Below are 13,558 nucleotides of genomic sequence, written 5' to 3' on the forward strand. Positions count from 1 at the left end.
GTACGCCGCTGATGTCCCCGCCGTCGCCCACGGCTGCGAACGTCCCGCCGTGCACCGAGCGCGCGGAGGCTCGCAGGGCGGAGCACGGTCGGCCTCTCGACAACGACTTGTGCGCCCCGGAGGCGAACCGAGCCTCAAAAAGAACGGGAAGAAGGCGCCCTGCCGACGGTCCCCCCACGGGCCGGCGTACAGGGCGCCTTCCCATGTCCCGGTGCGGATTCCCCCCACGGGATCCGGCCGGGCGCCTGTGAGAACCAGCGCCTGAATCGCTGTCGTGCCGAAGCTCGGTGAAACTGAGCCTCGTTGAACTGAGCAGAACGAGCAAAGCTCCTCGTACTACTGGGTGGAGCCAGTGATGTGTGCGATCTGCCGGGACACCGCACGACGGGAGGGCCGCTCAAAGCTCCCCGGTGTACGTGTCCCGGCAACGCATCTCTGAGGAAGTCCCCCAAGACATCCTCAGATGCCAGTTCGCGCCCCCCAAGACGCTTACTGACATCGTCAACTTAGACCTTCGAACCCCTTCGATGGTTACGTTCACATCACTGTGATCTGCGTCTCTTGCATATGTCCGTTAGATGCGCAAGAGCCCCGATGTCGCGGTCGGGACCCCAGCGTAAGGATGATGCGCGAGGCTTGTGAAGAGCTTATGTGAGGCCGTCGTCGGTCTCTAGAGGGACTCTTACTTCAGCTTCCCGTAACTCCCGGTAACTTTGCGGAACTTCAGCGAAATGTCCTAAGTCGCAGGCTGTTGGAGACCACGAACACCGAGGAGAAGGCCATCGCGGCCCCCGCGATCATGGGGTTCAGCATGCCCGCGGCGGCCAGCGGAAGCGCCGCCACGTTGTATCCAAAGGCCCATACGAGATTGCCCTTGATGGTGCCGAGCGTCCTCCGGGACAGCCGGATCGCGTCCGCGGCCACCCGCAGGTCCCCGCGCACCAGCGTCAGATCGCTCGCCTCGATCGCCGCGTCCGTCCCGGTGCCCATCGCGAGCCCCAGGTCGGCGGCGGCGAGCGCGGCGGCGTCGTTGACCCCGTCGCCCACCATCGCGACGGTCCGCCCCTCGCCCTGCAGCCGTCGTACGACGTCGACCTTGTCCTCGGGCAGCACCTCGGCGACGACGTCCCCGGGGGAGATCCCGACGGCTGCGGCCACGGCGTCGGCCACCGCGCGGTTGTCGCCGGTCAGCAGCACCGGGGTGAGCCCGAGGGCCCGCAGCTCGCGCACGGCCTCGGCGCTGGTCTCCTTGACCGCGTCGGCGACCGCGACGACCCCGCGCGCCTTCCCGTCCCAGCCGACCACCACGGCCGTACGTCCGCCGCTCTCGGCCTCGGAGCGGGCGTGGGCCAACTCCTCCGGAAGCTCCTCGAAGAGGCGCCCCACGGCCACCTCACGGCCCTCCACGCGGCCGCGGACGCCACGTCCGGGCACGCTCTCGAAGTGCTCGGCGGACGGCAGCGGGCCCACCCGCTCCTCCGCGCCCGCCGCCACGGCCCGCGCGACGGGGTGCTCGGAGGCGTGCTCCAGGGCGCCCGCGAGCCGCAGCAGCTCGTGCTCGTCGGTGCCTTCGGCGACGTAGACCTCCTGGAGGGTCATGCGGCCGGTGGTGATCGTGCCCGTCTTGTCGAGGACGACGGTGTCGACGCGGCGGGTGGACTCCAGGACCTCGGGGCCCTTGATCAGGATGCCCAGTTGGGCGCCGCGGCCGGTGCCGACCATGAGGGCGGTCGGGGTGGCCAGGCCCAGCGCGCACGGGCAGGCGATGATCAGCACGGCGACGGCCGCGGTGAACGCGGCGGCCACGTCGCCAGTGACCGCGAGCCACGTCCCGAAGGTGCCGAGCGCGATCAGCAGCACCACCGGCACGAAGATCCCGGAGATCCGGTCCGCGAGCCGCTGCACCTCGGCCTTGCCGTTCTGCGCGTCCTCCACCAGCCGCGCCATGCGCGCGAGTTGGGTGTCCGAACCGACCCGGCTCGCCGCTACGACCAGTCGCCCGCCGGCGTTGACCGTCGCGCCGGTGACCGTGTCACCCGGTGCCACGTCCACCGGTACCGACTCGCCGGTCAGCATCGACGCGTCGACCGCGGAGACGCCCTCGACGACGGTGCCGTCGGTCGCGATCTTCTCCCCGGGCCGTACGACGAAACGGTCCCCGACCGCCAACTCGCCGACCGGGAGCCGTACTTCACGACCGTCCCGCAGGACCGCGACATCCTTGGCGCCCAGCTCCATGAGCGCGCGCAGGGCGGCTCCCGCGCGGCGCTTGGAGCGGGCCTCCAGATAGCGGCCCAGCAGGATCAACGCGACGACTCCGGCGGCCACTTCGAGGTAGATCGTCGAGGCGCCGTCCGTGCGCGAGACGGTGAGGCGGAACTCGTCGTGCATGCCGGCCATGCCCGCGTCGCCCCAGAACAGCGCCCACAGCGACCAGCCGAACGCGGCCAGCGTGCCGACCGAGACGAGGGTGTCCATGGTGGCGGCGCCGTGCCGGGCGTTGGTGAACGCGGCCTTGTGGAACGGGAGTCCGCCCCAGACGACGACCGGCGCGGCGAGGGTGAGCGCGAGCCACTGCCAGTTGTCGAACTGGAGGGCCGGAATCATGGAGAGGAGGACGACGGGCAGCGCGAGGACGGCCGAGACGGTCAACCGCTCGCGCAGCGAGGCGAGTTCGGGATCGGCCTCAGGGGCGGACGGTGTCTCGGGCTCCGGTGGCGCGGGTTCCTCGGCGGTGTACCCGGTCTTCACCACGGTCGCGATGAGGTCGGCGACCTGGATGCCCGCCGGGTAGCTGACTTTCGCCTTCTCCGTCGCGTAGTTGACGGTGGCGCTGACGCCGTCCATGCGGTTGAGCTTCTTCTCGACGCGGGCCGCGCAGGAGGCGCAGGTCATCCCGCCGATGAGCAGTTCGACCTCGGCCGCTTGAGCGGCTTCGGGGGGTGCGGCTATGGGTGTTTCCGCGGTGCTGCTGGTCATGTCCGGACTCCAGACATCGGACCGGACCGCGCGGAGCCAGTATCAGCTGGTCGGCACGGCCCGGTCGGAGACAACGGAAGTGTCGTGCTGGTGCTGATTCAGGCCTGGCCGACGAGCTCGAAGCCCGCCTCGTCGACGGCCGCGCGGACGGCCTCGGCGTCGAGCGGGGCAGCCGATACGACGGTGACCTCGCCGGTCGACGCGACGGCCTTCACCGAGCTGACGCCGGGCAGCTCGGAGATCTCGCCGGAGACGGAGCCCTCGCAGTGTCCGCAGCTCATCCCGCTCACCTTGTAGACGGTGGTGACGGAAGCCTGGGTGTCGGTCTGGGCGCTCATGTCGTTCTCCTCGTGGAGGCGTGTGGAGGCAGTTGGGGTCGGAGTGGCCCACGGTGGCTCACTCTGGAACCCAGAGTATACCCCTAGGGGGTATTTCTCCAAGAGGGATCGCGGCGGGCCAGCGACCGGACCCAGCCGACGCCGAGCAGCGCCACGAGGGCCATTCCGCCCATCGAGAACATCGTGAAGAGGTGCTCCTGCCGGTCGGTCGGCCGGGGGATGTACCCCTGGGCGAACAGGTGCCGGTCCAGGCCCGCGCCCGACAGCCGGGCCACCAGCCAGATCGCGATGCCGTGCGTCGAGTCCCACAGGGCGTGCAGCACCGAGACGCCGAGATACGTTCCGACGACCGGTCCGGTGAAGCGGAAGCGGCCGTTCAACTGCCGGTAGGAGAGCAGGACCGCACCCGCGACCGCCGTCCACAGGCCGTGCCCGAAGGGAGCGAGAACCCCGCGCAGGATCTCGGTCTCCAGGAGCGCCCGCAGATCGATGCCCTGGGTGGAGACGGCCGCGTTGAAGGCGTACCCGGCGCTCTCCAGGGCCGCGAAACCGAAGCCGACCGTCGCGCCGAGCACCAGCCCCGCGCGGATCCCGTGCAGCCGCGGCTGCCGGCGCAGCACGAACATCAGCGCCCCGAGCTTCGCGGCCTCCTCGATCAGCCCGACGCCGACGAACATCCCCAGGGAGGGATGCAGCAGGTAGTACTCCATCACCGAGGCGCCCAGCACCCCGAGCGTGCCGCCGGTCAGGAAGCAGCCCAGGATCACGCTGACGCCCAGGTCGCGCCCGTGCCGCTCGTACGCCCACAGGACGAAGGTCACCGGCACCAGGAAGCTGCCGAGCAGGATCAGCGTCGGCAGCAGGGTGGTGTTCCTCGTCGCGTACGTGACCAGCGCGGTCAGCGCCCACAGCGCCAGCCCGCCGCCCAGGCAGTGCTTCCACAGGCCGGTACGGATCTGGGGGTACGTCGGCGGCGGCTGCTGCGGCCCGGGGATACGGGCCCGGGGCGCTCCGGGCGGCGGAGAGTAGGTCACGGCAAATCCCCTCGTACTCCTACAGGGCAGATTTACCGGCACTTTATGGTAGATACGCCTCATGCCGCAGTCCGGGATGCTCGTCCTGGTCACGGCCGTCGCCGTACTGGCTCCCCGGCCGGCCTACGGGATCGGCCGGTGGCCCCCGGTCCCGCCGGTCATCTCCGAGCTCCTGCCGGGCATCCTCGTGGGCCCCGACGTACTCGGCCGGGCGGGCGACGGGCAGGTGATCGACACGGCCTTCATCGGCACCGCCCTCACCGGCACCGCCCTCGAAGGGGCGGTCAGGGGGTCCGGGGCGTGCTGAGGTCCGCGGTGGCCCGGTCCCGGTACTCGGTGAGCAGCGGCTCCAGATAGCGGATCAGGACGTTCTTCAACTCCCGGACGTACGCGTCGCGTTCGTGGCCCTCGTGGGAGAGGATCAGCTCCAGGCCGGCCTTGTAGAGGCCCAGGCACAGGTGCGCGGTACGGGTGACGTCGGCGGCGGGGGCGCCGGGCAGGAACGCGGCGACGAGTGCCTCGACCTGGCCGAGCAGGTGGGCGTGCAGCGCGTCGTGCTCCTCGGTGAGCCGGCCGGGGATGTCCGGGCCGTGCATCAGGGCGAAGAACACCGGGTGCTGGCAGCTGAAGGCGGTGAAACGGTCGACGAGGGTGCCGACGGCCTCCTCCAGCGGGGTCGACGGGTCGACCGCGGCGAGCGCCTCGCCGGTGGTCTCCCGCATCTGGTGGATGAGCCGGTCGCCCAGCTCGATCGCGATCGCTTCCTTGTTCGGGAAGAACTGGTAGAGCGTGCCCGGTGAGACGCCGGCCTCGCGGGCGATGGCGTTGGTGCTGGAGGCCGTGTAGCCCGTCGTGCAGAAGACGTTGGCGGCGGCCTCCAGCAGCTGGGCGATGCGGCGCTCGCCGCGGGCCTGGCGGCGGGGGCCGGCCTTCTCCTGGTCCACGGACACGAGTTATCCCCAGCTCTCCGAACGGCGTTGACAAACGCGAGCGGCCACTCGCATTCTGATCCTGGCGAAACGCGAGCGATCTCTCGCGTTTGCCCATTCTATGGCAATGCCGACCCCTGCCACCTGCCTGCGCGGAGGCACGGGTCATGGTGAAGGGGAGCACCGCACGATGACCGAAGTCAACAGCCCGCCGAGCCTCGGACGGTGGACACGTTTCGTGACCGCCCGCCCCCGGCTGTCGCTGCTCGTGGCCCTGGTGCTCACCGCGCTCGCCGTGGTGGCCGGCAGCGGGGTCGCCGACCGGCTGGGCAGCGGCGGCTGGGAGGACCCGACGGCCCAGTCGACGTACGCGACCAAGGCGCTGGAGCGCGAGTTCCCGGCCTCGCAGCCCAACCTCCTGTTCCTCGTCGACTCCGGCAGCGCCTCGGTGGACGACCCGGCGGTCGCCGCCGAGGCCGACCGCCTCACCGCCCGGCTGACCGCCGAGCGGGGCGTCACAGGGGTCGGCTCCTACTGGCAGACCAAGTCCCCGTCCCTGCGCGCGAAGGACGGTCACGAGGCGCTGATCGCCGCCCACCTCACGGGCGACGAGAAGACGACGACCGACACCCTGGACCGCATCGCACCCGCCCTCCGCGGCACCCACGGCCCGGTGAAGGTCAAGGTCGGCGGCATCGTCGCCGTGCGCCACGAGATGCAGACGACCATCAAGGAGGACCTGGCCCGCGCCGAGATGATCGCCCTGCCGGTGACCCTCCTCCTTCTGGTGATGGTCTTCGGCTCCGCGACAGCGGCCCTGCTCCCGCTCGGCATCGGCATCGTCGCGATCCTCGGGACGAACGCGGTGCTGCGCGGCCTCACGGAGTTCACCGACGTCTCGGTCTTCGCGCTGGACCTCACCACGGCCCTGGGCCTCGGACTGGCCATCGACTACGCCCTGTTCATCGTCCGCCGCTTCCGCGAGGAACTCTCCACCGGCGCCGAGTCGCTGCCCGCCATCGCCACGACCCTGCGCACGGCCGGCCGCACCGTCCTCTTCTCCGCCCTCACGGTCGCGGTGTCCCTGGCCGCGATGCTGGTCTTCCCGATGTACTTCCTGCGCTCCTTCGCCTACGCGGGCATCGCCGTGGTGCTCCTGGCCGCGGCAGCCGCCCTGATCCTGCTCCCGGCGGCCCTGCTCCTGCTCGGCCACCGGGTCAACTCCCTTGATCTACGGCGCCTGTTCCGCCGGGGTCGCCCGGCGAAGGCCTCAGGAGAGGAAGGCACGGCCTGGGCCCGTACAGCCGGCCTGGTGATGCGCCGGGCCCCCTTCTTCGCCCTCGCCACCACAGCCGTCCTCGTCCTCCTCGGACTGCCCTTCCTGGGGGTCAGGTTCGGCACCGCCGACGACCGCCAACTGCCCTCGGGAGCCGAGTCCCACGTCGTGCAGCAGCACATCCGCGACGGCTTCCCGGGCAACCCCGGCGGCACCCTCGAAGTACTCGCCGAGGGGCGGGCGACACCGGCGCAGTACACCGCGTACAGGACCAGGATCGCCCAACTGCCCGAGGTGGCACGGGTGGACGGACCCGTGGTGCGGGGCGACTCGGCGTACTTCACGGTGCTCCCCAAGGGCGAGGCGGTCGACACCACGGCCCAGCGCCTGGTCGGCGCCCTGCGCGCCACGGACGCCCCCTTCACGACCAAGGTGACCGGCACGGCGGCAGTCCTCGTCGACTCCAAGCACGCCATAGCGAGCCGCCTGCCCTGGGCGGTCGGCCTCATCGCCGTGGTCACCCTGCTCCTGGTCTTCCTCCTGACCGGCAGCGTGGTGATCCCCCTCCAGGCGGTACTGCTCAACGCGCTCAGCCTCACCGCGATGTTCGGCGCGGTCGTCTGGGTCTTCCAGGACGGCCACCTCTCCGGCCTCCTCGGCTTCACCAGCACCGGCTCCATAGAGACGACCCTGCCCGTCCTCATGTTCTGCGTCGCCTTCGGACTCTCCATGGACTACGGCGTGTTCCTGCTCTCCCGCATCAAGGAGGAGTACGACCGCACAGGCGACCACAACGAGGCGGTCCGCCACGGCCTCCAGCGCACGGGTGGCCTGATCACAGCGGCAGCGGTGATCCTGGCGGTGGTGATGGTCGCGATCGGCACATCCCGGGTCACCAACACCAAGATGCTGGGCCTGGGCATCGCGCTGGCGGTCCTGATGGACGCGATGATCGTCCGGAGTCTGCTGGTGCCGGCGGTGATGAGACTGACGGGGAAGGCGACGTGGTGGGCACCGGGCCCGTTGCGCCGCTTCCACGAACGGTTCGGTCTCAGCGAGGGCGGAGAGAACCCACCCAGGGGCGCGGGGAACCGCGCGACCAGCCACAACGAACCCACAGACGAAAGCGACGACGGGAGCCTGAATGAAAGCGGTGGTGTACGAGCAATACGGTGATCCCGCCGACGTACGCGACGTACCCGACCCCCACCCCGCACCTCACGGAGTGACAGTCAGGGTCGAGGCCACCGGACTGTGCCGAAGCGACTGGCACGGCTGGCAGGGCCACGACCCCGACATCACGCTCCCTCACGTACCGGGCCATGAACTCGCCGGTGTCGTGGCGGAGGTCGGCGCCCGGGTGACCAACTGGCACCCCGGCGACCGAGTCACCGTCCCGTTCGTGTGCGCCTGCGGAACCTGCGAGGCATGCGCGGCAGGAGACCAGCAGGTCTGCGCGCGCCAGACCCAGCCCGGCTTCACGCACTGGGGTTCCTTCGCCCAGTACGTGGCGCTGGACCACGCCGACGTGAACCTGGTGGCGATCCCCGACGGGATGTCCTTCGCGACGGCGGCCTCGCTCGGCTGCCGGTTCGCGACGGCGTTCCGCGCCGTGGTGCAGCGGGGCCGGGTCGCCGCGGGGGAGTGGGTCGCGGTGCACGGCTGCGGCGGGGTCGGCCTGTCGGCGGTGATGATCGCGGCGGCCTCCGGCGCCCGTGTCGTCGCCGTCGACATCTCGCCCCAAGCACTGGACCTGGCACGGAAGTTCGGGGCGGCGGAGTGCGTGGACGGCGCCGGCACCCCGGACACGGCGGCGGCGATCCGCGAGCTGACGGGCGGCGGCGCCCACCTCTCCCTGGACGCCCTGGGCTCACCGGCGACCTGCGCCGCCTCGGTGAACGGCCTGCGCCGCCGGGGCCGCCACATCCAGGTGGGCCTGCTCCCCTCTCCCTCCGGTACGACCCCGGTCCCGATGGCCCGCGCGATCGGCCTGGAACTGGAACTCCTCGGCAGCCACGGCATGGCGGCCCACACCTACCCGCCCATGCTGGAACTGGTCCGCTCGGGAGTACTCCGCCCCGACCTCCTGACCACGTCCACGATCACCCTGGCCGAGACCCCGGCCGCCCTCGCGGCGATGGGCACGGCACCCGGAGCGGGGGTGACGGTCATCGAGCCGTGGCGGTGAGGGCGGCCCACTCGTGGTCGAGGATCGCCATGAGCACCTCGTCGACCCACTCCACCGTCCCGCAACCGGGCCTCGCGCCGCACACCTTCGACCACGAACCCGACTTTCTCGTACACCCGCCGGGCCCGGTGGTTGTGGCCGTAGACCTCCAACTGGATCCGGTGCAGGCCCAGTTGCTCGAAGGCGTAGCCGACGATCAGGCGGGTCGCCTCCGTGCCGACGCCCCGGCCGCGGCCCCGGGGCCGATGAGGGTGCGGAAGGCGCAGCTGCGGCCGGCGGGATCCCACTCGTGGAGGACTACCTCGCCGAGGAGTTCACCGGTGGCGGGGTCGGTGACGGCGAGGTCGAGGCGGTCGGGCTGGTCGGCCCGGCTCGCGTACCAGGAGCGCAGCCGCTCCGGGGTCAGCTCGGTCGACGGCTCGAAGGTGAAGCGGACGACCTCGGGGTCCTGGAGCAGCTGCCGGATGCCGTCGGCGTCGGACTCGGTGAACGGGCGGAGGACGGTCCTCTCGCCGGTGAGGACGGGCTTGACGGAGAGGTTCATCCGGGGATCCTCGGCGGCGGTCGGCAGTGCGGGCAAGCGAATTGGCCGCTCGCGGACGCGACCGGGGCGACCGGGTGCGGCACCGGACGGACCCCGGCACCGCGTCACCGCACCGGCTCCGGTCAGTCGTCCCTGCGGCCCCGGTTGCCCGGCCGGGAGGCCACCCAGGCCCGGACCGTGTCGGCGTACCAGTAGGGCTTGCCGCTCTCCACGTGGTCGGGCGGGGGCAGCAGGCCGTGCTTGCGGTAGGAGCGGACGGTGTCGGGCTGGACCCGGATGTGGGCCGCGATTTCCTTGTACGACCAGAGCCGTCGGTCGGTCATCAGTGCACCTCCCTGCGCGCGCCGCGGCGGCGGCCGGGGGCGGCCGTCGGGGGAGCCGTGCGCTGCGCTGGCGATCACAAAGCCTGTGCCCGGTCAACGACACAGAGTGAGGAACGGGAAGCGCCTGTGGGCCGGGTGTGACCCAAGACCCGCGTACACGCGACATGTGTGACATGAAGGGGGCGTTTGTGACGCAAGTGACGCAAAGGCGCACGCGGGCGCGGAGGCGCGGCGCGTTGACATCTGGCTGAGGGGCCGACACCTGACTGGAAAGAGAGGCGCGCGCAGCAAGGTGGGCCGGACCCGCTGCGCCGGGCCCGGCCCACCGGCTTCCCCGCATCCCCCGTATCCCCCGCATCCCCCTCGGACCGGCCGATCCCCGGAGGCCTGCGCGTCCCCGGGGATCAACCGGCCAGGTGATCAGCCTGCATCAACGCGCCCGGCCGGTCTTGGAGAAATCCGCACCCCGACCGGGAGCGACCAGCAGACTCGTCGCCTCGCCCGTCATCCGGTCCCCGGCCGGCATCCCTGGCTGCGCCACCACCGGCCTCGCCCGGCCCACCATGAACTGGCCCGGCGTGCACCCCGTCATCGCCCTGAACTCCCCGCTCAGATGCGCCTGGTCGTAGAACCCGCAGACCGCCGCCGTCTCCGCCTGGCTGTGGCCGGCCGCGAGGAGCCGCCGGGCGCGCTGCAGTCGCAGTACCCGGGCCGCCGCCTTGGGGCCGAGTCCGATCTGCTCCCGGAAACGGTTCTCCAACTGCCGTACGCTCCAGCCCACTTCGTCGGCGAGCTGGGGCACCGGCACCGCGCCCCAGTTCCGCACCAGCTCGGACCAGGCCCGCTCCACCCGGGCCGAACTGGGCGTACCGGCCGCCGACCATCGGGTGAACACCTCGTCCAGCAGCCCGAACCGGGCGGTCCAGGTCGGCAACGCGGCGAGCGCGGCGGCCAGTTCACCGATGCCGGTCCAGCGGGAGCCGAGGGCGTGCGGCAGTTCGTCGGGGTCCACGACCCGGTCGGCGAGCTCGTGCTGAGCCGTACCGAACAGTGTGAACGCGGCCCACGGCATCAACAGCACCTCGACCCCCGCGAGCCGCCCACTGTGCTCACCGAGCGCGGCAGTGGTCGTAGGACCGCAGAACACGGACCCGAGCGTGGCCGATTCCCGCCCCACCCGTGAAATGCGGACAGTCCCCTCGAACCCGAACAGCAGGGTCGCGGCTCCTATCGGCGCCTCCAGCCGAGCCCGGGGCCGCGACAGGGCGAGCCGAATCCCGCGATAACTGATGACGCCGGGACGGAGCCGGGGATGCGGCATCCCAAGCACGGTCTCCCATGACCCACCGGGCCCATGCCCGGCACGGACGCGCACGGCAACAGACATCCACGCATAGTCCTACGGGACTGGAGCGCCCCGTAAGGGGTGCGGGGAACTGCGCGAGCAACCACAACGAACCCGCACCCGACAGACCACCCGCCCCACCCCGTCTCGTCCGAATGTCTGGACAAAACATTGACAGGGCTCGGCCCCCGGGACTAGAAACCGGGGAGAGCCGAAATAAAGGGGAAGTCGATGGCGTACGACCTGATCACCATGGGGCGGCTGGGGGTGGACCTCTATCCGCTGCAGACGGGCGTGCCGTTGCCGCAGGTGACGACCTTCGGGAAGTTCCTCGGGGGCTCGGCCGCGAACGTCGCCGTCGCCGCCGCCCGGCTCGGCCGCGAGGTCGCCCTGGTCTCGCGCACCGGCGACGACCCCTTCGGCACCTACCTGCACGAGGCGCTGCGCGACTTCGGCGTCGACGACCGCTGGGTCACCCCGGTCGCCGACTACCCGACCCCGGTCACCTTCTGCGAGATCTTCCCGCCGGACGACTTCCCGCTGTACTTCTACCGGCAGCCCAAGGCCCCCGACCTGGAGATCGACGCCCACGAGCTCGACCTGGACGCGATCCACGAGGCCCGCATCTTCTGGATCACCGGCACCGGCCTGAGCGAGGAGCCCAGCCGCACGGCGACGCTCGCCGCCCTCGCGCACCGCGCCAAGTCCGGTACGACGGTCTTCGACCTCGACTGGCGGCCGATGTTCTGGAAGGACCCGAGCGCGGCCCGCCCCTTCTACGAGGAGGCCCTGCGCCACACCACCGTCGCGGTCGGCAACCTCGACGAGGTGGAGGTCGCCACCGGCGTGCGCGAGCCGCACGCCGCCGCCCGCGCACTGCTGGACGCCGGTGTCGAACTCGCCGTCGTCAAGCAGGGCCCCAAGGGTGTCCTCGCGGTCAACCGGGACGGCGAGTCGGCCGAGGTGCCCCCGCTGCCCGTGAACGTGCTCAACGGACTCGGTGCCGGTGACGCCTTCGGCGGCTCGCTCTGCCACGGCCTGCTGGCCGGCTGGGACCTGGAGAAGATCATGCGGCACGCCAACGCGGCCGGCGCGATCGTCGCTTCGCGCCTGGAGTGCTCGTCCGCGATGCCCACGGCTACCGAGGTCGAGGGCGCGATCGCGGCCGGAGCGGTGCTGTGAGGGCCGGCCGCGTGGCGGGCGCCGAGCACGAACACGGACGCGAGGGCGGGGACGGAAACAAGGACGGGGGCGCCGTGACGCACGCGCACGGGGGCCACGAGGGCGGCGACGGTCTCACCGGTCACGAAGGCGGCTCCGGCAACTCCGGTCCCGCCGGCAACTCCGGCCCCTCCAGTCACGACAGTGGCACCGGCCCCCGCGTGGACATCTCCGAACTCGTCCGCGTCCGCGCCCGCCACCCCGAGGCGATCGCCGAGGCGGCCGCCCGCCGTATCCGGCGCCCCCTCCTCAACGACGCCGGCCGACTGATGATCGTCGCCGCCGACCACCCGGCCCGCGGCGCGCTCGGCGTCGGCGACCGCAAGTTCGCCATGGCCAACCGCGCCGAACTGCTCGAACGCCTCTGCCTCGCGCTGTCCCGCCCCGGTGTCGACGGTGTGCTCGCGACCGCCGACATCCTGGACGACCTGCTCCTCCTCGGCGCCCTCGACGGCAAGGTCGTCATGGGCTCGATGAACCGCGGCGGCCTCCAGGGCGCCAGCTTCGAACTCGACGACCGCTTCACCGGCCACCGCGCCGAGGACATCGAGCGGCTCCGTTTCGACGCGGGCAAACTGCTGCTGCGCATCGACTACGACGACCCGGGCTCTCTCACCACCCTGGAGTCCACCGCCCGAGCCATCGACGACATGGCCGCCCGTCGACTCCCGCTGTTCGTCGAGCCGTTCATCAGCCGCCGCACCGACGAGGGCAGGCTGAAGAACGATCTCTCCGCCGAGGCCGTCGTCAAGTCCATCGCCATCTCCTCGGGCCTGGGCGGCACTTCGGCCTACACCTGGCTCAAGCTCCCGGTCACCGAGAACCCGGACGACATGGCCCAGGTCATGGAGACCTCCACCCTCCCCGCCGTCCTCCTCGGCGGCGAGGTCGGCGACGACCAGGACGGCGCCTACGAGAAGTGGCGCGGCGCCCTCCAACTCCCCACCGTGCGGGGCCTGGTGGTCGGCCGTTCGCTTCTCTATCCGCCGGACGGAGATGTGGCCGCCGCCGTCGACACCGCCGTAGGACTGCTGTGAGGGCCGGCTGATGTCGGCCGCCGGTGACGGGCAGCGGATCGTGCTTCCGATCGGCGGTGGATGTACCGTGCGAATTACGGACCAAAGGGTCCAACTCCCGGGCGGGGAAAGCATGTTCGCCCGGGCCCAGAACGCCTCCGGCGCGGGTAGCCGCTTCGCCCTGGCAGGAGCGAAGTGTGAGCGACGACTCCCCGCTCGCTACGGCCCCGCGCCGGAGGTCTCCAACACGGCTGATCACCCTGCGTGTTGGAGCATGCGCACTGAGGTTCCCGGCCCCGGGCATCGAGTCGGACGGGGTCGCGGAGCCGTACCGGAGTTGCGGATCAGCTTGCACCCGGACCACA

At 71.3% G+C, this 13,558-nt stretch carries 11 protein-coding genes and 2 pseudogenes; 6 read left to right on the forward strand and 7 right to left on the reverse strand.

Annotated elements, in window-relative coordinates; all coding sequences use genetic code 11:
- Positions 1–723 precede the first annotated feature (723 nt).
- From ACWDEW_RS34650 to ACWDEW_RS34660, 3 genes are all read right to left on the reverse strand, one after another.
- The gene (locus tag ACWDEW_RS34650; RefSeq protein ID WP_450518204.1) at positions 724–2,979 is read right to left on the reverse strand and encodes a heavy metal translocating P-type ATPase; all 2,256 of its coding nucleotides are present in this window, start codon (positions 2,977–2,979) and stop codon (positions 724–726) included.
- A 98-nt stretch (positions 2,980–3,077) separates the two neighbouring features.
- Complete coding sequence (locus ACWDEW_RS34655) at positions 3,078–3,317, reverse strand: heavy-metal-associated domain-containing protein (protein ID WP_450518206.1); 240 nt, start codon at positions 3,315–3,317, stop codon at positions 3,078–3,080.
- Positions 3,318–3,400: 83 nt separating this feature from the next.
- Complete coding sequence (locus tag ACWDEW_RS34660) at positions 3,401–4,351, reverse strand: PrsW family intramembrane metalloprotease (protein WP_450518208.1); 951 nt, start codon at positions 4,349–4,351, stop codon at positions 3,401–3,403.
- 61 nt (positions 4,352–4,412) lie between these two features.
- Here ACWDEW_RS34660 and ACWDEW_RS34665 point away from each other — a divergent pair, with 61 nt between their 5' ends.
- Positions 4,413–4,658, forward strand: a complete 246-nt coding sequence (locus ACWDEW_RS34665; protein WP_450518209.1) for a hypothetical protein — start codon at positions 4,413–4,415, stop codon at positions 4,656–4,658.
- Here ACWDEW_RS34665 and ACWDEW_RS34670 read toward each other — a convergent pair.
- Positions 4,636–5,301: a TetR family transcriptional regulator gene (locus ACWDEW_RS34670; protein ID WP_450518211.1), complete on the reverse strand. Its 666-nt coding sequence runs from the start codon at positions 5,299–5,301 to the stop codon at positions 4,636–4,638. The genes ACWDEW_RS34665 and ACWDEW_RS34670 overlap by 23 nt on opposite strands.
- Before the next feature lie 169 nt (positions 5,302–5,470).
- On the opposite strand from ACWDEW_RS34670, the gene ACWDEW_RS34675 reads away from it, so the two are divergent.
- Both ACWDEW_RS34675 and ACWDEW_RS34680 read left to right on the forward strand, forming a co-directional pair.
- Positions 5,471–7,732 carry an MMPL family transporter gene (locus ACWDEW_RS34675; RefSeq protein ID WP_450518213.1) on the forward strand — a complete coding sequence of 754 codons (2,262 nt, stop codon included), beginning with the start codon at positions 5,471–5,473 and terminating at the stop codon, positions 7,730–7,732.
- Entirely contained in the window at positions 7,701–8,744 is a 1,044-nt protein-coding gene (locus ACWDEW_RS34680; protein WP_450518215.1) for a zinc-dependent alcohol dehydrogenase family protein, read from the forward strand. The genes ACWDEW_RS34675 and ACWDEW_RS34680 overlap by 32 nt, the downstream gene beginning before the upstream one ends.
- Here ACWDEW_RS34680 and ACWDEW_RS34685 read toward each other — a convergent pair.
- The 3 genes and pseudogenes from ACWDEW_RS34685 to ACWDEW_RS34695 all read right to left on the reverse strand — a co-directional run bounded on the left by ACWDEW_RS34685 (position 8,725) and on the right by ACWDEW_RS34695 (position 10,932).
- Positions 8,725–9,288, reverse strand: a pseudogene (locus ACWDEW_RS34685) (GNAT family N-acetyltransferase). The gene ACWDEW_RS34680 and the pseudogene ACWDEW_RS34685 overlap by 20 nt on opposite strands.
- A 122-nt stretch (positions 9,289–9,410) precedes the next feature.
- Entirely contained in the window at positions 9,411–9,611 is a 201-nt protein-coding gene (locus ACWDEW_RS34690) for a helix-turn-helix transcriptional regulator (RefSeq protein WP_019065707.1), read from the reverse strand.
- Between the two features lie 430 nt (positions 9,612–10,041).
- Positions 10,042–10,932: a helix-turn-helix domain-containing protein gene (locus tag ACWDEW_RS34695; protein WP_450518217.1), complete on the reverse strand. Its 891-nt coding sequence runs from the start codon at positions 10,930–10,932 to the stop codon at positions 10,042–10,044.
- Between the two features lie 255 nt (positions 10,933–11,187).
- Here ACWDEW_RS34695 and iolC point away from each other — a divergent pair, with 255 nt between their 5' ends.
- The 3 genes and pseudogenes from iolC to ACWDEW_RS34710 all read left to right on the forward strand — a co-directional run.
- On the forward strand, positions 11,188–12,138 hold the full coding sequence (gene iolC / locus ACWDEW_RS34700) for a 5-dehydro-2-deoxygluconokinase (RefSeq protein ID WP_450518219.1): 951 nt from the start codon (positions 11,188–11,190) through the stop codon (positions 12,136–12,138).
- 200 nt (positions 12,139–12,338) lie between these two features.
- Positions 12,339–13,214 (forward strand): Cgl0159 family (beta/alpha)8-fold protein, encoded by an 876-nt coding sequence (locus tag ACWDEW_RS34705; protein WP_450518363.1) that lies wholly within the window; start codon positions 12,339–12,341, stop codon positions 13,212–13,214.
- Positions 13,215–13,236: 22 nt separating this feature from the next.
- Positions 13,237–13,434: pseudogene (locus ACWDEW_RS34710) on the forward strand (5-deoxy-glucuronate isomerase); the annotation flags it as partial.
- Between the last annotated feature and the right edge of the window lie 124 nt (positions 13,435–13,558).

Source organism: Streptomyces sp. NPDC001100, from assembly GCF_053598575.1.

Excerpts from the sequence above, each read along its gene's own strand:
- ACWDEW_RS34650 (WP_450518204.1), bottom strand. The coding sequence starts at position 2,979 with ATGACCAGCAGCACCGCGGAAACACCCATAGCCGCACCCCCCGAAGCC.
- ACWDEW_RS34655 (WP_450518206.1), bottom strand. The coding sequence starts at position 3,317 with ATGAGCGCCCAGACCGACACCCAGGCTTCCGTCACCACCGTCTACAAG.
- ACWDEW_RS34665 (WP_450518209.1), top strand. The coding sequence starts at position 4,413 with ATGCCGCAGTCCGGGATGCTCGTCCTGGTCACGGCCGTCGCCGTACTG.
- ACWDEW_RS34675 (WP_450518213.1), top strand. The coding sequence starts at position 5,471 with ATGACCGAAGTCAACAGCCCGCCGAGCCTCGGACGGTGGACACGTTTC.
- ACWDEW_RS34680 (WP_450518215.1), top strand. The coding sequence starts at position 7,701 with ATGAAAGCGGTGGTGTACGAGCAATACGGTGATCCCGCCGACGTACGC.
- ACWDEW_RS34690 (WP_019065707.1), bottom strand. The coding sequence starts at position 9,611 with ATGACCGACCGACGGCTCTGGTCGTACAAGGAAATCGCGGCCCACATC.
- ACWDEW_RS34695 (WP_450518217.1), bottom strand. The coding sequence starts at position 10,932 with ATGCCGCATCCCCGGCTCCGTCCCGGCGTCATCAGTTATCGCGGGATT.
- iolC (WP_450518219.1), top strand. The coding sequence starts at position 11,188 with ATGGCGTACGACCTGATCACCATGGGGCGGCTGGGGGTGGACCTCTAT.